This is a genomic window from Micromonospora sp. NPDC005203 (genome assembly GCF_042872705.1).
In the GTDB taxonomy this organism is placed as follows: domain Bacteria; phylum Actinomycetota; class Actinomycetes; order Mycobacteriales; family Micromonosporaceae; genus Micromonospora.
Window position 1 is genome coordinate 236,122 of the sequence record NZ_JBIAKV010000006.1, and the last position, 22,654, is coordinate 258,775.

General features: G+C 72.8%; 20 protein-coding genes. 12 read left to right on the forward strand and 8 right to left on the reverse strand.

Annotation, left to right across the window (positions count from 1 at the left end):
* The 7 genes from ACFYPM_RS16565 to ACFYPM_RS16595 form a co-directional block, all read right to left on the reverse strand.
* Positions 1-2,154, reverse strand: coding sequence for an FtsX-like permease family protein (locus ACFYPM_RS16565; RefSeq protein WP_387197000.1), 2,154 nt, complete (start codon positions 2,152-2,154; stop codon positions 1-3).
* Positions 2,151-2,831: an ABC transporter ATP-binding protein gene (locus ACFYPM_RS16570; RefSeq protein WP_387197003.1), complete on the reverse strand. Its 681-nt coding sequence runs from the start codon at positions 2,829-2,831 to the stop codon at positions 2,151-2,153. The genes ACFYPM_RS16565 and ACFYPM_RS16570 overlap by 4 nt, the downstream gene beginning before the upstream one ends.
* Positions 2,828-3,352, reverse strand: coding sequence for a PadR family transcriptional regulator (locus ACFYPM_RS16575; protein ID WP_387197006.1), 525 nt, complete (start codon positions 3,350-3,352; stop codon positions 2,828-2,830). Before ACFYPM_RS16575 ends, ACFYPM_RS16570 begins: the two co-directional genes overlap by 4 nt.
* A 78-nt stretch (positions 3,353-3,430) precedes the next feature.
* On the reverse strand, positions 3,431-3,793 hold the full coding sequence (gene crcB / locus ACFYPM_RS16580) for a fluoride efflux transporter CrcB (protein ID WP_387197010.1): 363 nt from the start codon (positions 3,791-3,793) through the stop codon (positions 3,431-3,433).
* Positions 3,790-4,266, reverse strand: a complete 477-nt coding sequence (locus ACFYPM_RS16585) for a fluoride efflux transporter FluC (protein WP_387197013.1) — start codon at positions 4,264-4,266, stop codon at positions 3,790-3,792. Before ACFYPM_RS16585 ends, crcB begins: the two co-directional genes overlap by 4 nt.
* A gap of 83 nt (positions 4,267-4,349) precedes the next feature.
* On the reverse strand, positions 4,350-5,108 hold the full coding sequence (locus tag ACFYPM_RS16590; RefSeq protein WP_387197016.1) for a class I SAM-dependent methyltransferase: 759 nt from the start codon (positions 5,106-5,108) through the stop codon (positions 4,350-4,352).
* Positions 5,109-5,250: 142 nt separating this feature from the next.
* A complete protein-coding gene (locus tag ACFYPM_RS16595; protein ID WP_387197019.1) occupies positions 5,251-6,471 on the reverse strand; it encodes an MFS transporter in 1,221 nt (406 codons plus the stop codon).
* A 135-nt stretch (positions 6,472-6,606) separates the two neighbouring features.
* Here ACFYPM_RS16595 and ACFYPM_RS16600 point away from each other — a divergent pair, with 135 nt between their 5' ends.
* From ACFYPM_RS16600 to ACFYPM_RS16630, 7 genes are all read left to right on the forward strand, one after another.
* The gene (locus ACFYPM_RS16600) at positions 6,607-7,056 is read left to right on the forward strand and encodes a MarR family winged helix-turn-helix transcriptional regulator (RefSeq protein ID WP_387197022.1); all 450 of its coding nucleotides are present in this window, start codon (positions 6,607-6,609) and stop codon (positions 7,054-7,056) included.
* A gap of 78 nt (positions 7,057-7,134) precedes the next feature.
* Positions 7,135-8,442, forward strand: a complete 1,308-nt coding sequence (gene paaK, locus ACFYPM_RS16605; RefSeq protein WP_387197025.1) for a phenylacetate--CoA ligase PaaK — start codon at positions 7,135-7,137, stop codon at positions 8,440-8,442.
* Between the two features lie 37 nt (positions 8,443-8,479).
* A complete protein-coding gene (locus tag ACFYPM_RS16610; protein WP_387197028.1) occupies positions 8,480-9,157 on the forward strand; it encodes an HAD family hydrolase in 678 nt (225 codons plus the stop codon).
* Positions 9,158-9,327: 170 nt separating this feature from the next.
* A complete protein-coding gene (locus ACFYPM_RS16615; RefSeq protein WP_387197031.1) occupies positions 9,328-9,474 on the forward strand; it encodes a hypothetical protein in 147 nt (48 codons plus the stop codon).
* A gap of 69 nt (positions 9,475-9,543) precedes the next feature.
* Positions 9,544-10,110 (forward strand): dienelactone hydrolase family protein, encoded by a 567-nt coding sequence (locus ACFYPM_RS16620; protein WP_387197035.1) that lies wholly within the window; start codon positions 9,544-9,546, stop codon positions 10,108-10,110.
* Positions 10,111-10,173: 63 nt separating this feature from the next.
* Positions 10,174-10,992, forward strand: a complete 819-nt coding sequence (locus tag ACFYPM_RS16625; RefSeq protein ID WP_387197038.1) for a class I SAM-dependent methyltransferase — start codon at positions 10,174-10,176, stop codon at positions 10,990-10,992.
* Between the two features lie 56 nt (positions 10,993-11,048).
* On the forward strand, positions 11,049-11,612 hold the full coding sequence (locus ACFYPM_RS16630; RefSeq protein ID WP_387197041.1) for a YciI family protein: 564 nt from the start codon (positions 11,049-11,051) through the stop codon (positions 11,610-11,612).
* Here ACFYPM_RS16630 and ACFYPM_RS16635 read toward each other — a convergent pair.
* Positions 11,596-13,887, reverse strand: coding sequence for an AAA family ATPase (locus tag ACFYPM_RS16635; protein WP_387197044.1), 2,292 nt, complete (start codon positions 13,885-13,887; stop codon positions 11,596-11,598). The two genes, ACFYPM_RS16630 and ACFYPM_RS16635, sit on opposite strands and share 17 nt — an antisense overlap.
* Positions 13,888-14,080: 193 nt before the next feature.
* Between ACFYPM_RS16635 and ACFYPM_RS16640 the strand changes: the two genes are divergently transcribed.
* The 5 genes from ACFYPM_RS16640 to ACFYPM_RS16660 all read left to right on the forward strand — a co-directional run bounded on the left by ACFYPM_RS16640 (position 14,081) and on the right by ACFYPM_RS16660 (position 22,537).
* Positions 14,081-16,975, forward strand: a complete 2,895-nt coding sequence (locus tag ACFYPM_RS16640) for an AAA family ATPase (RefSeq protein WP_387197047.1) — start codon at positions 14,081-14,083, stop codon at positions 16,973-16,975.
* Positions 16,976-17,110: 135 nt separating this feature from the next.
* Complete coding sequence (locus ACFYPM_RS16645; protein ID WP_357255706.1) at positions 17,111-17,881, forward strand: DUF5995 family protein; 771 nt, start codon at positions 17,111-17,113, stop codon at positions 17,879-17,881.
* 376 nt (positions 17,882-18,257) lie between these two features.
* Positions 18,258-18,659, forward strand: coding sequence for a hypothetical protein (locus tag ACFYPM_RS16650; RefSeq protein ID WP_387197051.1), 402 nt, complete (start codon positions 18,258-18,260; stop codon positions 18,657-18,659).
* 87 nt (positions 18,660-18,746) lie between these two features.
* A complete protein-coding gene (locus tag ACFYPM_RS16655; protein WP_387197054.1) occupies positions 18,747-20,843 on the forward strand; it encodes an amino acid transporter in 2,097 nt (698 codons plus the stop codon).
* 173 nt (positions 20,844-21,016) lie between these two features.
* Positions 21,017-22,537, forward strand: coding sequence for a hypothetical protein (locus tag ACFYPM_RS16660; RefSeq protein ID WP_387197057.1), 1,521 nt, complete (start codon positions 21,017-21,019; stop codon positions 22,535-22,537).
* Positions 22,538-22,654: the final 117 nt, after the last annotated feature.

Here is a 22,654-nt window from a genome sequence, read left to right on the forward strand (position 1 = left end):
CTACTCGCTGCGGGCGGTCTCCGGGCCGGTGAGGCGTTCCAGCAGCGGCAGGGTGGAGGCGATGACACCGAGGCAGGCGGCCAACCCGATCACCACGATCACGTAGAAGCGGGGCTCCGGCGCGACGAGCGAGTAGTGCATCTGTGCCCGCAGGAACAGGTGCGCGGAGAGCAGGCCCATCCCGATGGCGACGGCGGCGACGGCGAGCATCGGTACGGCGCTCTCCAGCGCCACCACCCGTCGCAGGACGCGCACCGGAGCGCCGCTGAGGCGCAGCAGGCTGAACGGGCGTCGGCGTTCGGTGAGACCGCCGATGACGCTGACCGCGAGGCTGCACCCGCCGAGCGCGAGGCTGGCGACGATGACGACGTTGGCCAGCTGTTCCCAGCCACGCAGCGTGTTGGCGAAGTCCGACTCGAAGTCGCCGGGCACGTTCGGCGCCACCCAGAAGGCCGGGAAGGCGGCCTCGAGGACGGTGCGTGAACGTTCGACGGCGGCTGCCGATCCGTCCGTGTCGACGAGGATCGACATCACCGGCAGTCGTTGGAGATCGCTGAGCGGGACCGACGCGGCGGGCCAGACCCGGGTGGACGACGCCGACTGCCGGAAGGGGATGAGACCCGTCGCCACCTCGGCGACGGTGGCGCCCTCGGCGCACCGGCCGTACGCGCTCGGGATCTCGGCGCACGCGATCAGGCCGGGCTCGCTCGCGCCCATCCAGTCCGGGTTCTGGCGCACCGCGAACACGGACCGCACGTCGGTGATCGAGCGTAGGTCGGTGAAGAGCGAGTCAGGCGTCGCCGGTGCATCCTCAGGAAGGTAGAGCGACACCTGTCCCGCCTCGGTCGAGCCGACCGGCGCCGGGCCGCGGTTGGCGATGATCGTGGTGATCACGCCGACGGCCACGCTCGTCACGAAGAGCGCGAGCATGATGCCGCTGATCGCCCGGAAGCCGGCCTTCGGGTTGTCGGCGAGGCGTCGCGCGGCGATGAGGGTGGCCGGACGGTTGGCGTACCGGGCCAGGACCCGGGCGCCAACCATCGTGAGCCACGGGCCGGCGAGGACCAGGCCGGCCATGATGAGCAGCAGGCCGGGCAGGAAGATCGCGGCCTGGCCGTCGGACGTTTCCGGCTTGAAGCCGATGGCGAAGAACAGCACGGCGACACCGAGCAGGGCCGGGATCAGCCGGTACGCTCGCGGGACGCGGGGGGTGACCCGGCGGGTCACGCCCAGCGGCGAGATCCGTACGCGGCGCAGCGAGACCTGGGCCGCCACCGCGGCGCCGGCCGGGACGCCGAGCGCCACCAGCAGGGCGTCCAGCACGCCCAGCGACATGTCGCTGGGCAAGAATGGCATGCCGGTGAACGGGATGCCCGCGAGCGGACCGCGGAACGCGTAGAACAGGCCGAAGCCGACGGCGGTTCCGGCGACGGCCGCGGCGGTCGCCTCCACCGCGGCGACGATCGCGATCTGGCGGGGTGTCGCGCCGACCAGCCGCATCGCGGCGAAGCGCTGCTCCCGGCGGGCGGCGCTGAGCCGGGTGGCGGTGCCGATGAAGATCAGCACCGGGAACAGCAGCCCGCCGGCGATCACGCCCAGGATGAGGTTCACTGTGGTCTCGGGGAGGGCGGGGGTGTCGCCGACGCTTGTGACCTGCTTCGCGGCGGGCAGCTTGGCGACCTGGTCGGGCGTGCCGCCGGCGATGACGAGCAGGGTGTCCGGCGAGGTCAGCGCGGCGGGTCCGACGGTGCCCAGGTCCCGCCCGGGGTAGCGGTCGCCCAGTTGGTCGGCCGGGTGGGCGGCCAGCAGGTCGCGCAACGCGGGCGAGGCGTAGTACTCGCCGGCACCAGGGGTGGTCGGGACACCGACCGGGGTGGGCGCGGTCGCGCCGGTGGCGGCGACGTCGATCCGGATGATCTGCTTGCCGTGGAAGTAGTCGAACCGGGTCGACCACCACAGCGGGTCGGCGTCGCCGGCCGAGGCCTGGGGATACATCGAGGCGTACCGGGTGAGCTGGGCGTTGACCGCGTTGACTCCGGCCAGGGTGGTCAGCAGCAGCGCACTGCCGATCGCGACGGCGGCGGCGATGACGAGCAGGCGGGTCAGCGCCTCACGGCCGCCGGCCACGGCGAGGCGGAGCCCGAAGCGGATCATGAGGCGATCCGGTCCGGCGCGTTCACGCGCCCGTCGCGGACCATGACCTCGCGGTCGGCGTACGCGGCGATCCGGGCCTCGTGGGTCACCAGGATGACAGTCGTGCCCTGCTCGCGGGCAGCGCTGACCAACAGGTCCATCACCTGCTCGCCGGTCAGCGAGTCGAGCGCGCCGGTCGGCTCGTCGGCGAAGAGCACCTGCGGCTCGGCGACCAGGCCGCGGGCCAGGGCGACCCGTTGCGCCTGCCCGCCGGACAGCTCACCCGAGCGCCGCTGCTCCAGGCCGTCCAGGCCCAGGCGCGCGAACCAGGCGCTCGCCTTCGGCAGCGCCTGCTTGCGGTGTACGCCGCTGAGCAACAGCGGCAGGGCGACGTTCTCCACGGCGGTCAGCTCGGGGACGAGCTGACCGAACTGGAACACGAAACCGAAGCGGTCTCGGCGCAGGCTGCTGCGCTGGGTCTCGGTCATGGTGTCGATCCGGGTCCCGTCGAAGAGGATCTCGCCGGAGTCGGGCACGAGGATGCCGGCCAGGCAGTGCAACAGGGTGGACTTGCCCGAGCCGCTGGGACCCATGATGGCGAGAATCTCGCCCGCGCCGACGGCCACGCGTGCGCCACGCAGGGCGGGCGTCTGGCCGAACGAGAACTGCACGTCCCGTGCTTCGATCACGACGCTCACGGCCGCACCTCCTTGCGCAGGGCGTCCAGCCGGGCGCTTGTCATCTCGATCCATCGGAGGTCCGCCTCCAGGTGGTAGAGGCCGTGGTCGGCCAGCAGCGCGTCGACCAGGTTGCCGGCGCGCTTGATCTCGGTGAGCTCGCGCATCCGGTGCAGGTGTGCGCTGCGCTGGGTGTCGAGGTATTCGTCGGCGGGACGTTCGAGCATCAGCGCGAGCACGACCTTGGCGAAGAGCACCGTCTGCAGGTGCGGCTCCGGGTCGACCGGCTGGGTCAGCCACTGCTGGACCTCGGTCGCGCCCAGGTCGGTGATGACGTAGCGCTTGCGGTCGGGGCCGGAGCCGGGCGCGACGTCGCTGATCACCACCTTGCCGTCGCGGGCCAGTCGGCTGAGGGTGGAGTAGACCTGGCCGAACGGCAGTGGCTTGCCCCGGCCGAAGAAGGCGTCGTAGTCGCGCTTCAGGTCATAGCCGTGGCTGGGCTCTCGTTCGAGGAGGCCGAGAAGGGTCAGTGGCACGCTCATGGGAGGAGACTACACCGGGGGTATACCTCGGGTATATACCCCCGGTGTGTTCCCTGTTCAGGGCGCGATTCGCGCAGGTCAGCCGGTCAGGGCGCGGGCCAGGGCATAACCGGCGGTGGCCGCGGCGAGCCCGGCGACGACGCTGCCCACGACATTGGCCAGCGCGAGGAGGCGGTGACCGCCCCGGGTCAGCCGCAGCGTCTCGTAGCTGAAGGTGGAGTAGGTGGTCAGCGCCCCGCAGAATCCGGTGCCGAGCAGCGCGGTGACCGCCGGGCCGCTCGGCCACCCGACGAGCACGCCGAGTAGCAGCGAGCCGACCACGTTGACGGTGAGTGTGCCCCAGGGAAACGCCGAGTCGTGCCGGGACTGCACGGCCCGGTCGGCGAGGTAGCGCAACGGCGCCCCGACGGCCGCCCCCAGGGCGATGAGCAGCACGGTCACCGGGTTGCCCGCCGGCCCAGGAGGGCGGTGGTGGCGGCGTCGCCCAGCCCGACCGCGACGAGCGCCCCGAGCAGCGTCGCCGCCAGGTACGCCAGCGCGGTGCCCGGAGCACCCGCGACCAGCGCCTGCTGGATGTCGACCGCGTAGGCGGAGAACGTGGTGAACCCGCCGAGCACCCCCACCCCGAGGAACGGGCGGGCCAAAGGATGCCCACCACCGAGCTGCCCGAGCGTCGCCATCAGCACCCCGATCAGCAGGCAACCGGACAGGTTGATGCCGAACGTCGCCCAGGGGAAACCGGTCGGCGGGTGCGGGGCGGCGTGTTGCAGGCCGGCCCGGGCCAGCGCACCGAGCACCCCGCCGGCCGCGATGGTGGCGAGAATCGTCGCGGGGCGCGCGGTCAGCTCGTGGCGGTCGGCGGGGAGGTGTAGGTCGACGTCGGGGTCGGTACGCGGCTCGAATGGCTCTGGCACGAGTCCTCAGCGTAGTGCCGGCGACGGCCGCGTCAGCGAGCCTGCGGCCACGGCGGGTTCAGCGCGTTGCCGCGACGGCCGGTTCAGCGCACCGCTGCGACGGCGGCGTCCGGACCGCCACGCCACACCGTGCCGACCTCGCTGAACCCGGCGGCGGTGAGTGCGGCCAGGTGCCAGGAGGCCGGCGGGCTCCAGTCCGGGCTGTGCCCGGTCGGGTAGATGTCCTGCCGTTGGGTGACCAGCGGGGCCAGCGCCGGGTCGGCCCCGGCCCGCTCCCACCAGTCCGACCAGGACAGCACCGCGCCGGCGGCGTAGCGGGCGTTGCGCCGGTCCCGGGCCCGGTCCATCAGCCGCTTGGTCAGCTCCGGCAGGGTGTCGTCGGGCATGTGGTCGGCGTTGACGAAGACTCCGCCCGGCCGCAGCACGTCGCGTAGCTCGGCGTAGAGGTGCCCGAGCCGGTCGGCCGGCAGCCAGTGCAGGGCGGTGGCGGTGAGAACGGCGTCGTAGTCGCGGTGGGGGAGCGCGGCGCGCCACTCGGGGGTGCCGAGATCGGCCGGGACGATGGCGGCCCGGTCGGCAAGTGTGGCCCCGGCGATGGCCAGCAGTGCCGGGTCGAGGTCCAGCAGGGTCACCTCGGCGTCGGGGAAGCGCGCCAGTGTCCGCAGCGAGATCGTGCCGGTGCCGCCGGCCAGGTCGAGCACGCGCGGCGGCCGACCGTCGAGCACCGCGTCGACGGTGTCCAGCATGATGGCGAACCGGTGTTCCCGGTCCGGCATGAACGCCTCCTGCTGGCGATCCCAGCTCTCCTGCCAGGACCAGGGCTCCAAAATGTAAGGACTCATGGCAAGCAGGCTAGTTACGTACCGACCGCGTTGTCCAGGTCTTGTTGCACATAACTTGCAATTGCGGGAAGATGGCAGGGCGATGATCAGAGTGACGCGGGGTCGGGCGGATGCCCGGCCCCGCGTCCGCGCGTCTGCCCGGTCAGGCCGCTGTGTCCACCAGGGCCGCGTCGGCGTTCGCCGGCTCTTGGCGGCGGGCCAGCCGCAGCGCTGCCAGCAGGACGCCCAGGCCGACCAGGGTCAGCGCCGCGCCGGCCCAGATCGGCGAGGTGTAGCCGAGCCCGGCGGCGATCGTCACCCCGCCGATCCAGGCGCCCAGCGCGTTGCCGAGGTTGAACGCCGCGATGTTCGCCCCGGACGCGAGGGTCGGCGCCTGGTGGGCGTAGTGCATGATCCGCATCTGCAACGGCGGCACGGTGGCGAAGCCGAACCCACCCATCAGCACCAACGCGACGATTGTCAGCACCGGGTTGGTGGCGGTCAGCGCGAAGCCGACGAGCACCACGGTGAGCACCGCCAGAACGGTGACCAGGGTGCGCGACAGTGACCTGTCCGCAGCCCGGCCGCCGAGCAGGTTGCCGACGAAGAGCCCCACGCCGAAGAGGACGAGCAGCCACGGCACGGTGCTGCTGGCGAAGCCGCTGACCTCGGTGAGGGTGTAGGCGATGTAGGTGAACGCGCCGAACATGCCGCCAAAGCCCAGGACCGTGATCACCAGCGACAACCAGACCTGCGAGTGGGTGAAGGCCCGCAACTCGCCGCGCAGCCCACCGGCCGGACGGTCGGCGTTCGCGGTGTCGCCGGCCGGGATGAGCAGGGCCAGCCCGATCAGTGCCACCACGCCGATCGCGGTGATCGCCCAGAACGTCGACCGCCAGCCGAAGTGCTGCCCGAGGAAGGTGCCGAAGGGCACGCCGAGCACGTTCGCGATGGTCAGACCGGCGAACATCATGGCGATGGCGCCCGCCCGGCGGGCCGGCGCGACCAGGCCGGCGGCCACCACGGCGCCGATGCCGAAGAACGCGCCGTGGCAGAGCGCGGCGACGATCCGGCCGGCCATCATCACGGCGTAGTCGCCGGCGACGGCGGAGAGCAGGTTGCCGATGATGAACAGCACCATCAGGCCGAGCAGCACCGGCCTGCGCGGCAGTCGGGTGACCGCCGCGGTAAGGGCCACCCCGCCGACGGCCACGCTGAGCGCGTAGCCGGAGATCAGCCAGCCGGCGACCGGTTCGGTGACGTCGAAGTCGGCGGCCACCTCGGGCAGCAGCCCCATGATCACGAATTCGGTGAGCCCGATGCCGAAGGCGCCGATGGCCAGCGCGATCAGGCCGGGTGGCAGGGACTTGTGGCGTACGGACATGGCTTTCCCATCGGGAAGAGGGCAGATGTACGGCGCGTGCAACTACGCGCGTCGACAACGAAATACTTGCACGCGCTGGATATCGGCGCAAGCGTGGTAGCCTGAGCCGTCGAGAGCACACCCGAGGAGGCCGGCATGGGCATCGCCGACGACGCGGTCGAGATCCGCGCGCAGGGCTGGCGCACCCTCGCCGCCCTGCACGGGTTGATCGAGACTTCCTTGGAACGGGCGTTGCAGGCCGGCCACGACCTGTCCGTCGTCGAATACACGGTGCTCGACGCGCTCTCGCGCCAGGACGGCTGGCACATGCGGATGAGCCAGCTCGCCCGCGCCGCCGCGCTCTCCGGCAGCGCCACCACCCGGCTGGTCACCCGCCTCGAACAGCGGGGGCTGCTGACCCGCATCCTCTGCGCCGACGACCGGCGCGGGATCTACACCGAGCTGACGCCGGCCGGCTCCGAGCTGCTCGCCCGGACCCGCCCCACCCATGACCGGGTGCTCAGCGACGCGCTCGCCCAGGCGGAGGCCACCCCCGAGCTGGCCCCGCTGGTCGACGCCCTGCACCGGCTGCCTGCCACCCGCTGACCGCCCCGCCGGACCTGGCGACGGCGGGCGTACGGTACCCGCAGCCCCACCGGGACCGCCGCGCCAAGGAGGCAGCCGATGCAGGACCGCACCCCTCGTCGCGAGGAGCTGGAGCCGATCGAGCGCGCCGGCATCGACGAGCTGCGTGCCCTGCAACGCGACCGACTCCGCTGGTCGTTGCGGCATGCGTACGACAACGTGCCGCACTACCGTCGGGCGTTCGACGCGGCCGGGGTGCACCCCGACGACTGCCGGGATCTCGACGACCTGCCCCGCTTCCCGTTCACCGGCAAGGCGGAGCTGCGGGAGAACTACCCGTTCGGCATGTTCGCCGTACCCCGGGAGCGGGTGGCCCGCCTGCACGCCTCCTCCGGCACCACCGGCCGACCGACGGTGGTCGGCTACACCCGCGACGACCTGCGCACCTGGGCACGACTGATGGCCCGCTCGATCCGCGCCTCCGGCGGCCGTCGCGGCGACCGCGTGCACATCGCGTACGGCTATGGACTCTTCACCGGCGGCCTGGGCGCGCACTACGGGGCCGAGGAGCTGGGCTGCACGGTCATCCCGGTCTCCGGGGGCATGACCGAGCGTCAGGTGATGCTGATCCGCGACTTCGAACCCGAGGTCATCATGGTCACGCCCAGCTACCTGCTCGCCATCGTCGACGAGATGCAGCGCCAGGGCATCGACCCGCGGGCCACCTCCCTGCGGGTGGGCATCTTCGGCGCCGAGCCGTGGACCGAGGACATGCGCCGCGAGATCGAGCAGCGGCTGGACATCCACGCCGTCGACATCTACGGGCTCTCCGAGGTGATGGGCCCCGGCGTCGCGACCGAGTGCGTCGAGACAAAGGACGGCCTGCACCTCTGGGAGGACCACTTCTACCCGGAGATCATCGACCCGCCCACCGGGGCGGTACTGCCCGACGGTGAGCGCGGTGAGCTGGTGTTGACCTCGCTGACCAAGGAGGCGATGCCGGTCGTGCGCTACCGCACCCGCGACCTGACCCGACTGCTGCCCGGCACCGCCCGCCCGATGCGCCGGATCGAGAAGATCACCGGCCGCACGGACGACATGATGATCGTGCGCGGGGTGAACATCTTCCCCACCCAGATCGAGGAGCTGATCCTGCGGACCCCGCAGCTGTCGCCGCACTTCCAGTGCGTCCTCGATCGGCAGGGCCGGCTGGACACCCTGACCGTGCGGGTGGAACGACGGACCGGGGTCGACGTGCTCGCCGCCGAGCGGGCCGGCGCGACGCTTGTGGAGCTGGTGAAGAACACCATCGGCGTGAGCGTGGCGGTCGACGTCCTCGCCCCGGACGCGGTGGAGCGGTCGGTGGGCAAGATGCGCCGCGTCGTCGACCAGCGGCCGGCCGACTGACCCACCCCGCCCACGCCTGACGGGTACTGTCTCGGCCATGATCCGTGGAGCGGTGTTCTTTGACGTCGATGGAACACTGACGCCGACCAGTAGCGGCCAGCACCTCGCCGATCTCGTCGGCAATGCCAAGGAGATCGCGGACATACAAGCCGGCTATGCGGCCGGTGCCTTGAGCAGTGACGAGGCGTGCGTGCTCGAAGCTCGCGGCTGGGCAAGCAGGACACCCGCCGAAGCGCAGGCGTTTCTGGAGTCGATGCCGCTGGTGGACGGCATCGCGGAGACGGTTTCGTGGTGCCGGGCACACTCGCTCGTGCCCGTCCTGAGCACGCTGGCGTGGGACTTCGTCGGCACCTACCTGTGCGGCCGCTTCGGCTTCGAGAGAGCGTGCGGACCACGCCTGCGCGTTGTCGACGGCCGCTTTAGCGGCGAGGTCGCCGAGCAGTTCGACGAGCAGGCCAAGCGCGATTTCGCCATCAGGATGGCCACCGAGTTGGGCGTCGAACTCCGGCACTGCGCGGCCATCGGCGACGGGCGCTCGGATGTACCGCTGTTCGGCGTGGTCGGCTGCGCCATCGCATTCAACGCGACCCCCGAAGCTCGTGCCGCCGCCATCGAGACTGTCGACGGCCCTGACCTGCACGCCGTCGCACCCGTCCTCAGCGCCTGGCTGGACAGCGTCGCCGTGCCCGCTTACCGACAACGAACCAGACGCTGAAGAGAGTCCACTCGTCCGGCAACGCGACGCCGTACACCGTGCTGATGGTCAACCGGCCAGGTTCGCACCGACGGCGGTCGCGTGTTCGCGGCTGCGCTCGATCAGCTCCGGCGTCACCGGCTCCCGATATCCGAGTTGACGATCGCCGAGCGCGACAGCTTCTTCCGCTCGTGGTGCCGGACGGTCTGCGCCCCCGGGACATCACCGCACAGGCGCTGACCCGGCTGCTCACCGACGAGCGCCTGCGTACCGCCGCGGGCCAGGTCAGTCGCGAGATCGCCGCGATGCCGCCGCCGAGCGACCTGTCGCGCGGCTGACCGCGTTGGTCTGACGTCCGCCCCGCGTGCCCGCACCGGACGGACCATCGGCTGCGGCAGGATGACGTGATGCCACACGTCGTGCTGTTCCACTCCGTGTACGGGCTGCGGCCCGCCGTGCGCGCGACCGCCGACCGGTTACGCGCCGCCGGGCACCGGGTCACCGTCCCCGACCTGTACGGCGTACCGGCCACCGACACCGTCGAGGAGGGCTTCGCGCTGCTCGACAAGGTCGGCCACGAGGTGGTGCTGGACCGGGCCCGAGCCGCGCTGCGCGACCTGCCACCGGAGACGGTGCTCGCCGGCCTCTCGATGGGCGCGGGCGTGGCCGGGGCGCTGCTGGCCGAGCGCCCCGCCGCCGCCGGTCTGCTCCTGCTGCACGGCACCGGCGGCGCACCCGACGCGGTCCGGCCCGGGTTGCCGGTGCAGCTGCACCTCGCCGACCCCGACCCGTACGACGCGCCGGACGAGGTCGACGAGTGGCAGCAGGCGCTCACCGACGCCGGCGCCGATCTGACGGTCTTCCGCTATCCCGGCGCCGGGCACCTGTTCACCGACCCGGACCTGGGCGGGTACGACAGGGGCGCCGACGCGGCGACCTGGCCGAGGGTGCTGGCCTTCCTCGCTGCCCGCTGAGCGCCAGCACCTCCGGTTCGCTATCGTGGCGCCACCATCAAGATCCTCAGCGGGGGTGACGCGGTGCCGACGACAGCGTTCGACGAGCACGAGCGGTCGCGCTGGGCCGGGCGCGCGGCGGCGTACGACGGCAGTTTCGCCGCCCTCTGCGCCCATCCCGCCCCGGCGTTGCTGGACGCCGCGGGCGTCGTCGCGGGCCTGCGGGTGCTGGACGCGGGCACCGGCTCCGGCACCGTGGCCGCGCTGGCCAGCGCTCGGGGCGCCACCGTCGTGGCCGTCGACGCCGAGCCCAGCATGGTCGAGATGGTGCGCGGCCGGGTCCCGTCCGCCGTCGAGGTCCGCCTCGCGGCTCTGCCCCACCTGCCGTTTCCCACCGGGCACTTCGACGCGGCGGTGGCGAACTTCGTGATCAATCACGTCGGCGATCCGCTGGCCGCGATCAGCGAACTGCGACGGGTCGTCCGGCCGGCCGGTCGGATCGCGGTGACGATCTGGCCCGACCCGCCACCCGAGGCGCAGCGGCTGTGGGCAGCGGTGTTCGACGCCGCCGGGGTCGAGCGTCCGACCACCGTCCCGACGGTGGACGCGGAGCGGGACTTCCCGCGTACCCCGGACGGCTTTGTAGCTCTGCTGGACGCCGCTGGTCTCGCCGACGCGCGCTGCGGCACGATCACCTGGGCGCACCGCACCCACCCGGATGCCTGGTGGAGCGGTCCGGCCAACGGCATCAGCAAGGCGGGTCTGGTGCTGGCGGCCCAGCCGCCGGAGGTGATCACCCGCATCCGTGCCGCCTACGACGAGCTGACCGCCGCCTACCGCGACGCGGACGGCCTGCTCGTCCTGCCGACCGCGGCGCTGCTGGCCGCGGCGTCCGTGCCGTAGGCCGCGGGCGAGACCCGGCCACCCGGAGGTCCGGCCCCACGGCGAGAATGCGTGGCATGGAGTTCCTGTGCTACCACCGCGACCGGCCCGACTCGGGGACGTTGCGCGACGAGTTGTTGGCCGAACACTGGTCCTACATGGACCGGTACGCCGAGGAGTTGATCGCCCGCGGCCCCACCCTGTCCGGTGACACCGCCACCGGCAGCGTGCACATCGTCGACCTGCCCGATCCGGCTGCCGCGCGGACGTTCGCCTTCGAAGAGCCCAACTACCAGGCCGGCGTGTACCGGGATGTGCTGCTGCGCCGATGGCGCAACTCGCTGGGCCGCACCATGTGGGACTTCCCCGGTGGTCGGGACGGCGGCAACCGCTACCTGGTGCTCGGCCTCGGCGCGGGGCAGGCCGTCGACCTGCCCGTGCCACCCGACCCGAACGAGCTGATCGCGTACGGGCCGCTGCTGTCCGACGACGGCGACACGTGGCTCGGCACCGCCGCGCTGGTCCGGGCGCCGACCCCGGACGAGGCGCGCGCCATCCTGACCGTCGACCGGTACGCCGACGTGGAGGTGCACAACTGGCGGTTCGGCGGGCGACCGCCCGGGGTCAGTCGTTCGTCGTGACGTACCCGCCTGAGGCGGGCTGCCCGTAGCCCAGGCTGTCCGGCTGGCGGATCAACGGTGGGACGGGTAAGGCGCGTACCCAATCGGGCAGCCCGCCGACGCCGGTGCCGGGTCTCGTCGACTTCGCCACGGCGGGCACCGCGCGGATCGCCACCGGGATGCGGTCGATGGCCGAAGGCCAGTGACCGCCCGTAACAGCCTGCGCCACCGCCGCCGGCACCGCCGAGGTCGGCGGCACGCCACCAGCCGGCGCGACGGATCGCAGCCGGTTGACGCCCGGCGCACGGTTGGTTCCGCGGGGCGGCGCGGCCGGCGAAGTCGCCATCGTCGGGGCGGGGAGGCGCAGCGGGCCGGATCCTGGTGCGGGGGCCAACGCCACGAGGGCGGTGTCGCGGCCGACCCGGGAGCGCACGGCGTCCAGCCGCACGACCTCGACGGACCGCCCGGCCGAGCCGCTGCCGGCCGTGCGAGCGGCACCAGCGGGGTTCGCGGCAGCGCCGTGGGGCCGCCGGGCGGTGTCGCGGCGTGGGGCGTCGGCGGCCCGGCGGGTGAAGACGGCCCGCAGCGCGCGGGGCAACCGCTCGGCGGCGACCTGGCGCAGCGCGGGCGAGGCGAACGCGTACCCCCCGGTGCGCTGGGGGATGAGCAGTCCGGCGGCGACCAGCCGGCGTAGCGCCGACACGGACCGGCCGGGCGTCCAGCCGAGCGCGCGGTCGACCGTCGCGCCGGAGACCACGCCGCCCAGGACACCGGCGGCCATCAGGACCGCCCGCCGCTCACCATCGAGGTGGTCCACCTCGGCGCCGACGCTGCGGCGGACCGCCTCGGGCAGCGGGAGCACCGCCGGGTCGGCCCCGGCCGCAATCGACGCGACGTACGCCGTCGCGTGCCCGGGCCGGCCGCCCACCAACGGCAGCAGCCGGTCCACCAGGGTCACCGGCTGACCGGACCGGGTCAGGAGATGGCGCAGCAGTCGCCCGGACTGCACAGTGGCCAGCGGTCGGATCGCCATCCGCCGGGCTGGGCCAGACCCGGTGTCGGCCCACTGCGGTTGGTGCAGGGTGACCACGGCCAGTGGTAGCCGCCGTGCCGTCGCCGCGTCGAGCAGCGCCCGTAGGAATCCGCTCACCGCGGGCGCCGCCCGGTCCACGTCGTCCACCGCGACGACAAGCGGCGCCTGGGTGGCCAGCCGCAGCAGGACGTCGCGGCAGATCGCCGCGCCGGCCATCGCCGCGGCGCAGTCGTCCGGGTTGGTCAGCATCCGCTGCAGCGTCGGGACCGCGGCGGCGACCCGCGCCGGTGGAAACAGGGCGGTCAGGACGGCGACGAGCCGGTCATGGACCGCCGCCGGGCCGTCACCGCGTCGGACCCCGACGACACCGCGGAGCAGCTCGGCGACCGGTTCCAGGACCTGATCGGGGTACGGCTGGCAGGCCGCCACGGACCAGCGCACCGAAGCGCCGTCCACCGTGGTCAGCCCACGGGTCAACTCGTGCAGCAGCCGGCTGCGACCACTGCCGGTGGGCCCGACGAGCGAGACCCAGCACGGGTTCCGCTCCCGGATGGCCAGGGTCAGCTGGTCGCGGATCGTGGCCAGCTCCCGGCGGCGACCGATCAGCGGACCGTCGTGCCGGTCCGGGCCGGGTGGGACGGGGCCGATGGCGTGCCAGAGCGGCCCCGGCGACATCCGGCCGGCGACCGGCACCGGTGCCAGTTGACGCTGGGTGATCAGGCCGGCGGTGGCCCGTGCGGTGGCCGCGCAGAGCGCGACGGCACCCGGTGGCGCGTACTCCTGAAGGCGGGCGGCGGTGGTGATCACCGCGCCGCTCGCCACGCCGTGCCCGCCGCTGACCGCACCGCCCAGGTCGACCACGACCTCACCGGTGGCGACACCGACGCGCACCCGCAGTCGGATGTCCCCGACCATCGGCCGGCGGTCCAGCGCGGCCTGGATCTCAAGTCCGGCCCGCACCGCGCGGTACGCGTCGAAGCCGTCGGAGCGCCGAGCGCCGAAGAGCGCCATCACGGCGTCGCCGACGTACTTCTCCACCACTCCCTGCCAGCGGTGCAGCACGCCGGTGACGGTGTCGAAGTAGACCCGCTGCAGCGCGCGGACGTCCTCCGGGTCGAGTCGGCTCACCAGGGTCGTGGAGCCGACGATGTCGGCGAAGAGCACCGAGACGGTGCGTCTCTCCTCCGGCACGGGCCAGTGCGGGGTCACGGGCCGCCGTGCGTCGCCGGCGATGATGATGCTGGTAGTAGCGATGGTGGTCATGGCTTCGCACCAACCCTTCCCCCCGCTGATGCCAGGTGACCTCCGGAGATTGGCATCCCTGAGCTGACCGGGGATCTGCCGAACGACGTATGTCGGCCACCCGCAACCTTTTGTCGCAAAGTCGACGCGAGGAGTACCAGAAGCGGCAGTTGGCCGTAGAACAGTTCGGGGACCTGTGATTAGGCTGCGTGCCATGGCCAGCGATGGGGACACCGCACCGCTCGTGGGCCGGGCCGAGCTGGTGCAGACGGTTCGGGCCGCGCTGCACGGTGACGCCGCGCACGGGCAGACCGCCGCCGTCTTCCTGACCGGTGAGAGCGGTGTGGGCAAGACCCGGCTGTTGAGTGAGGTCGCCGACCAACTGCGTGCCCAGGGTGCCGTGGTGCTCACCGGCAGCTGCCTGGACATCGGCGACGCCTCCCCACTGCACCCGCTGTTGCAGGCGCTGCGCCGCTTCGACGCCGATCTGTCCACCTCGCACGCCCGCACCTCCGCCGCGGTGCGAGGGCTGCTGCAGATGTTCGCCGACGAGACCGCCAGCCCGGACGGCGCGGGCGCGTTGCTGGAGCGGGCCAGCCGCGGGCTGCACCTGATCGCCGAGGGCAGACCACTTGTGCTCATCCTCGACGACCTGCAGTGGGTCGACCGGAGCACCCGACAGTTGCTGCTCTACCTGTTGGCCGGGCTCGGCGACCTCCAGCTCTCCGTGCTGGCGGCGGTGCGCGCCGAGTCGCTGCAGGGCGCGCACCCGCTGCGCCGGGTGCTCACCGAGCTGCGTCGGCTGCGTACGGTGCGGGTGCTCGACCTGGCTCCGCTGGGCCGGGCCGACACCGAGAAGCTCGCTGCCGCGGTGGTCGGCCGGACGCTGCCCGCCGAGGCGGCCGAGCAGATCTGGCAGCGCAGCGGCGGCAATCCGTTCGTCATCGAGGAGCTGGCCCGCGATCTCCGCCACGGCCGCGACGGCCTGTCCGAGACGTTGCGGGAGATCTTCCTCGACCGGGTCGACGCGCTGCCCCAGCACGCCCACGCGGTGGTGCACGCGGTCGCCGCCGGTGTCGAGCCGGTCCAGCACTGGCTGCTGGCGCAGGTGCTGCGGTTGCCCGAGGACGAGCTGATCGACGCGGCCCGCGCCGCGGTGGCCCACCGGCTGCTGGTCGGCGCCGACGACGGTTACCGGCTGCGGCACCGCCTGGTTGCCGAGGTGCTCGCGCACGAACTGCTGCCGGCCGAACGTTCCGGGCTGCACCGCCGTTACGCCGAGGCGCTGACCGCCGCGCCGGGTGAGCTGCACCAGGCCCGGCTGGCGCACCACTGGCGGTTGGCCGGTGAGCCGGCGCGCGCGTTGCCGGCCGCGGTGGCGGCGGCGCAGGAGGCCGAGCGGCTGCACGGTTACGCCGAGGCGCACCGGCATTGGTCGGCGGCGTTGCAACTGGCAGCCGACCCGGGACCGCTGGCGGTGGACCGGGTCGAGCTGCTCAGGAACGCCGCCGAGGCGGCCCACCACTGCGGGGAGCACGCCCGCGCGCTGGTCCTCCTGGAAGAGGTGGCCGCGCTGCCGGGTGGCGAGCCCAGCGCGCTGCACATCCGCCGGGCCCGCTACCTGGCCGCCGCCGGCCGCTCGGCGCTGGCCGAGGAGGAGTACCAGCGGGCGCTGACCGCCGCCGACTGTTCCCCGCGCGACCGGGCCACCGCCGCCGCCCGCCTCGCCGAGCTGCTCCTGCACCTGGGCCGCTACGCCGACGCCGGCAGGTGGGCCCGGGAGGCGCTGGCGTTGGCCGCCGACGTGGAGGGCTCCGCCACCGAGGTGGTGCTGGCCAGCTCGGCGCTGGGCTTCAGCGACGCCTACCTGGAGGACCCGGACGCGGGGCTCGCGGTGATGCGTGACGCCCTCGACACCGCCGAGCGCGCCGGCCAGCCCGAGGATGTGGCCTGCGCGTACCTGCACCTGGCGGAGCTGTTGACCGGGCCACTGAACATTCTCGAAGAGGGTGTGGTGGTCGCCCGTCGTGGCGCCGAGCGGGTCGCCGAACTGGGGTTGGGCCGCACCTGGGAGACCCGGCTGCTGGCCGTCGCCATCAACGGCCTGTTCCGGGTGGGTCAGTGGGCCGAGGCGGAGAAGGTGGTTGCCGCCGCCCTGCGGCACCGACCGTCCGGTGCGGACGCCGTCGAGCTGCTGCTGGCCCGGTGCCGGCTGTCGGTGGGCTACGGCGACATCGACGCCGCCAGCCGTGACCTCGACGCGGTGGCGACCCTGCTCGCCGGTGGTGGGGCGCGGCACGTCATTCCGCTGCTCACCCTGCGCGCCGGGCTGGCCATGTGGGAAGGCCGGCACGATGTGGCGCGGTTGGCGGTGCAACGGGGCCTCACCGAGAGCCGGTCCGACGACGTGACGATCCTGTCGGCGCTGGTCTGGCACGGCCTGCGAGCCGAGGCCGAGGCGCACGCCAGTCGTGCCGTGGCGGTGGACCCGACAATGGTGCGCCGGCTGCGTGACGTGGCGGACCGGGTGGCCCGCAAGAGCGTCGGCGCGGCCGGTCCGGTGCGCTCGGTGGTGGAGGGGTTCCTGGCGCTCTGCGCCGCCGAGGTGAGCCGCCTCGACAGCAGCGACCCGGACCTGTGGGCCGCGTCCGTCGTCGAGTGGGACCGACGCCACCACCCCTACCCGGCGGCGTACTCGCGGCTGCGGCAGGCCGAGGCGTTGCTGGCCCGCCGCAGCCGGCTGGCCACCGCCGGCAAGCTGCTGCGGGAGGCGTACCGGGTGGCGCAGGGGCTGGGCGCGGTGCCGCTGACCTCGGAAATCCGCGAGCTGGCCGGGCGGGCCCGGGTGTCGCTGGAGGAGCACGAGGCACTCGGCGGCACGAGGAGCGCGCCGGCTGAGGCGTCCGACGACGAGTTGGCGCCGCTCACCGCACGGGAGCGGGAGGTGCTCGCGCTTGTCGCGGAGGGCCTCACCAACAAGGAGATCGGACAGCGGCTGTTCATCAGCGAGCGGACCATCGGCGTGCACGTGTCGCACATCTTCGACAAGCTCCAGGTCCGTACCCGGGTCCAGGCCAGCGCGATCCAGTTGCGCAACGTCCGAAGCTGACGATCCGCACCGTCCACTGGCGCGTGTGCGCACCGGGATACGTCGTTCTACTGATTCGGTGAGTGGGTGTCGGCTGAGAGGCTGGGCCGCGTCGACGACGGCGCGGGGGATGCCGCCGACCACTATGGAGGAGAGATGACCGCTCCGGTCTGGGGGCCCGTGCACCGGGACATCGTCGACCTGCTCGCCGATCATCCCGCGGACGTGCCGGCCGTGGTCGATCACCTCACCAAACTTCAGGACATGCTGGTGCGGCTTCCTCCGTTGGAGGCCAGTTGCCCGTTGGCCGACTTCAACAGGCTCTACCTGACCATCACCAGCAGTGTGTTGGACGGGTTGTACGAGGATCGTTTCATCGACCCGGCCTTCCTGTCCCGGCTGGACGTGGAGTTCGCCGCGCGGTATTTCGACGCGATGCGGCTCTGGACCGACTCCAGCCCGGGCACCCCGAAGGCGTGGTCGTGCCTCTTCGAGCGGATGCGCGGACCGGACGCCCGTCCGCTGCCGTCGGCGGCGGCCGGGGTCAACGCGCACATCAACTTCGACCTGCCCTTCGCGCTGGTGACCACGTTCGACCACCTGGAGTCGGAGCCGGTCGACGGCAGCGACCAGCACCACGACTACCTGGAGATCAACAAGATCTTCGCGGACAAGATCCCCGGTCTGCGCCGAGGCTATCTGGAGCAGTGGCAGCTGCTCATCGACATGCTCAACGGCGACATCGACGACTGGTACCAGGGGGAGCTGGTCGAGTACACCCGCAATGTCGCCTGGCGTAACGCGCAGAAGATCTGGCGGTGCCGGCACGATCCGGACGCCCGCGAATGTGAGCGCACGCGGTTGGACGACAACGCCGCGGCGCTCGGCCGGCTACTGCTGTCGCCCCTGGGAGCGTTTCTGCAGTAGCCGGGACGGGGGGTCCCCGCGTTCCGCCCCGTGGGGGGTGGCGGAGCGCGGGGGCGCGTCCCATCAGATTCACCCACCCTCGGGTGGCCGGCCGCAGCCGGTCGACCCAGGGGTGCAGCCGGTCGGCTCCGGGGGGTGCCGACCGTCTGCCACCGTCGGCCGGCCCGGGGGGGTGCCGGCCGGCGGTGGGGGAGGGGCGTCGCGCTCGTCGCGCCGGTGGCGGATGTCGGGGGTGTCGGCGGGCGCTTAACGGGTACGCCCGCGCCATGACCGTCCTGGCCCGGCGCCGGCCCGCCGCCCGACCCCGGCCCGCGCGGCCCGGCCCGCTGCGGCCAGGTGGCCCGGTGCCGCGACCCACCGTCCGACCCGGTGCGCGATGACCGCTGCCGCGACGCGGTTCGCGTTCCGCTTCGACCCGCTGTTCCGCCCGGTGTTGGCGCTGCTGGGGGTTCGCCCGGCGACGGCCTGGGTCGCCGTCACCGACCGGGATCTGCTGATCCGGTACGGGCCGTGGCAGCTGCGGACCGACCGGGAGAACGTGACAGCCGTCGAGCTGAGCGGCCCGTACCGCTGGTGGCGGGTGATCGGGCCACACGTGTCGCTGGCCGACGGGGGCGCGAGCTTCGGCAGCAGCACGGCCGGCGGCATCTGCCTGCGCTTCGGCACCCCGGTGCCGGCAGTGGTGCCGGGCGGGCGGCCACGACATCCGGCGGCCACGGTGACCGTGGCCGACCCGCCCGCACTGGCCCGCCTGCTCGCCGTACCGGACCTGTCCTGAGCTGGCCATCCACCTGCCCGGTTCCGCCGGTCGGGTCCCGCGCCACCGCCTACCGTCGGATCAGGACCTGTGAGGGTGGGACTGGCGATGGCTGACGAGCACCGGGCGAAACCACGACGTTGGGGCGGACGCCGCCACGCGCCAACGGGGCCGGACCCGGCGCTGCGGGCGGCCCGCGATCCGGCCCGCCCGCACCGGGGCGGCCGGCCGGGTGTCGTGGTGCCCGAACGCGTGGCGACGGCGGCGCGGTCGGCGCCGCCGGCCAGTCCACTGCGCCGGTGGCTCTTCCAGCACCAGGTGCAGCCGCCGGGCCCGGAGGCGGGCGAGGGACAGAACCGCCGGCACGCCTGGTGGCAGGTGATGTGCCTGACCGGCGTCGACTACTTCTCCACGCTGTCGTACCTGCCGGGTATCGCGGCGGTGGCGGCCGGTGCGCTGTCCCCGCTGGCGACCCTGCTGATCGTCGCGCTCACCCTGTTCGGGATGCTGCCGATGTACCGGCGGGTGGCCCAGGAGAGCCCGCACGGGCAGGGGTCGGTGGCGATGCTGGAGCGACTGCTGCCGTTCTGGCGGGGAAAGATCTTCGTACTCGTGCTGCTCGGCTTCGTGGCCACCTCCTGGATCATCACGATTACCCTCTCCTCGGCGGACGCCACCGTGCACCTGCTGGAGAACCCGTACCTGCCCGACGCGCTGCACGGCCCCGCCGTCCCGGTCGTGGTCACCGTGGTGCTGCTGCTCATCCTCGGCGGGGTGTTCCTGCTCGGCTTCCGCGAGGCGGTGGTGGTGGCCATCCCGCTGGTCGCCGTCTTCCTGGCGCTCAACGCGGTGATCGTCGTGGTGGCCCTGGCCCGGATCGTCGACGACCCGGGCATCGTGTCGGACTGGACCGCCGCGCTGACCACGGGCGGCGGCGGACCGGGTCGCGTGCTGCTCACGGCCGTGCTGGCGTTCCCGCTGCTGGTGCTGGGCCTGTCCGGTTTCGAGACCGGGGTGAGCATGATGCCACTGGTCCGGGCCGACGGGGCGGACCAGCAGGCCCGGCTCGCCGCCCGGATCCGCAACACACGCCGACTACTCACCACCGCCGCGCTGATCATGTCGGTCTACCTCGTCTCGACGACATTCGTGACCACGGCGCTCATCCCGCAGGATGAGTTCCGGCCCGGAGGGGCGGCCAACGGGCGGGCCCTGGCGTTCCTGGCGCACGCCCAGCTGGGCGAGGCCTTCGGCACCGTCTACGACGTCAGCAGCGTGCTCATCCTCTGGTTCGCCGGCGCCTCGGCGATGGCCGGGCTGATCAACATCGTGCCGCGCTACCTGCCCTCGTACGGCATGGCACCGGAGTGGGCGCGGGCGGTGCGTCCGGTGGTGATCGTCTATACGGTCGTCAGCGTCGCCATCACGATCGCCTTCCGCGCCGACGTCAACGCCCAGGCCGGGGCGTACGCGACGGGCATCCTGGCGATGATGGTCTCCGGCGCGGTGGCGGTGACGATTTCCGCCGCCCGCCATCGCCAGCGCGCCGGGGCAGTCGGGTTCACACTGCTGACCCTGGTGCTGCTGTACGCGTTGCTGGAGAACGTCATCGAGCAGCCGGACGGGATCACCATCTCCGCGTTGTTCATCCTCGGCATCATCGTGGTCTCGTTGGTCTCCCGGGTCACCCGGACCACCGAACTGCGCGCCGAGCGGATCGAGTTCGACGAGCCGGCCCGTCGATTCATCACCGAGTCGCTGGCCCACGACGGGCAGCTGCACCTGATCGCGAACAAGCGGCAGAGCGGATCGGTGAAGGAGTACACGATCAAGGAACGGGCGCAGCGGGGGATGAATCCGGTGCCCGGTGCCGCGGACGTGCTGTTCCTGGAGATCGACGTGGTCGACCCGTCGGAATTCAGCCAGGTGTTGCGGGTGCACGGGATCGAGGTGGGTGGCTTCCGGGTGTTGCGGGCCAGCAGCCCCGCCGTGCCCAACGCGATCGCCGCGATCCTGTTGGCCCTGCGCGACACCACCGGGGTGCGGCCGCACGCCCACTTCGAGTGGTCGGAGGGGAGCCCGATCGCGCACCTGGCGCGCTATCTCATCCTCGGTCGCGGGGACACCCCGCCGGTGGTGCGGGAGATCATCCGGCGGACCGAGCGGGACCCGCTGCGTCGTCCCGGCATCCACGTCGGCGGGTGACCGGCTGCCCGTTTGACGGGGTGAAAAGATGAATAGGGGCACTATTCACGTTCACACCTTCCTGTCCGTATTGCGGACCTATCGTGACGTTTGGCGGTCGACGCAACGTCGAGCCCTCCGCGCCCGGTTCGGGGCGCGGTCACGTCTTGCAGGCAGGAAGGCAGGCACCTTTTATGTCCACGTACCACGCAGGAGACCGCGAGATCCGACCCAGACGCCGGTCCCGATGGTTCTTGGCCAGCGGGTTGCTGGCGGGAAGTCTGGTCGTGGGAGCGGCCGGCGTGGCCGGCGTGGCCGCCGCGGCCGACCGTGAGCTCTCCCTCCCCGGTCTGGGCCGGCTGAACGCGGCGGCGGCCGGAAGCGACGACGACCGCCGTGCCGGCGACCAGGGCGGGGCGCAGCGCGACCCGGACGGCGCCGAGCGGGGCCGCGCCCCCAGCCCGGGCACCGGCAAGCGGGGCGTGGTGTCGGTGCCCTGCGACGCCGCGAAGCTGGTGGCGGCGCTGGTGACGGCCAACGCCGAGGGCGGCGCGGAACTGCGGCTCGCGCCCAGGTGCCGCTACCTGCTCACCGAGGCGTTCCACGAGACCGACCAGTACGACGGCGGGATCCGCGACGCACGGGAGGCGGCCGACGCGGCGGAAACCCCTGGTGACGCTGACGCGCCGCCGCACAACCCGGCCGACGACACCGCTGGCCTGCCGGTGATCTACCAGGCCATCACGATCGACGGCGCCGGCGCCACCATCGCCCGCGACGCCCAGGCCGCGCCGTTCCGATTCTTCACCGTCCGCGACGGCGGTGAGCTGACCCTGCGCGACGTGGAACTGCACAACGGCCGCTCGAACATTGAGGGCGGCAGCGTGCACGTGGTGCACGGGGCGACCGCCGTGGTGGAGCGGGTCACCGTCACGCAGAGCACCTCGCTGTCGCCCGAGGGCGGCGGCGGTGGCATCTTCAACGACGGCAACATGGTGGTCACCGACTCCACCTTCGTCGGCAACAGCGCCTCCGGCGCCGCGGGCAAGGGCGGGGGCCTGCTCAACGGTGGCGTGCTGACGCTGAAGCGCTCGGAGTTCCACCGCAACAGCGCCAACGCCTACGGCGGCGGGCTCGGCAACTACCGTGGTGCCGCCGACGTGGAGAGCGTCTCCTTCACCCAGAACAGCGCCGGCCAGGGTGGCGGGCTGGCCAGCTTCTCGGCCCGGACGAAGGTCTCCGACACCGAACTGCTGAACAACACCGCGCAGGTCGGCGGCGGCGCCGCCAACTCCGACGCGGTGCTGGTGATGCGCACGATGACCATCCGTGGCAACACGTCCACCGTCAACGGCGGCGGCATCTCCACCGTGAAGGGCCTGACACCGCTCGACGACAGCGTGGTCGACGGCAACACCACCCACGGCGTCGGCGCCGGCATCTACGCCGAGAAGGCGAACCTGCTGGTCCGCGGCAGCGACGTGACCCGCAACGAGGCAGTCGGCGCGGCGTCCAGCGGCGGTGGCATCTACGCGTCCGCGGGTTCGGTGGCGATCTACACCAGCAAGATCACCCACAACGCGTCGACGGTGAAGCCCGGTGGCATCTTCGCCGCCCACGCCCAGGTCAAGATCGACGACGAGAGCGTGGTCATCGAGAACGAGCCGACCAACTGCGAGGGCAGCGCGGTACCTGTCGCACACTGCTTCCGCTGAGCCGACCCGCGCACCCATCCGGAGCGCACAGCCGGGCGGCCCGGCGGGCGGGGGGGGGGGGGGGGGGGGCGGGGCGCGGCGCCCCCCCCCCCCCCGGGCCCGGGGGGGGGGGGGGCG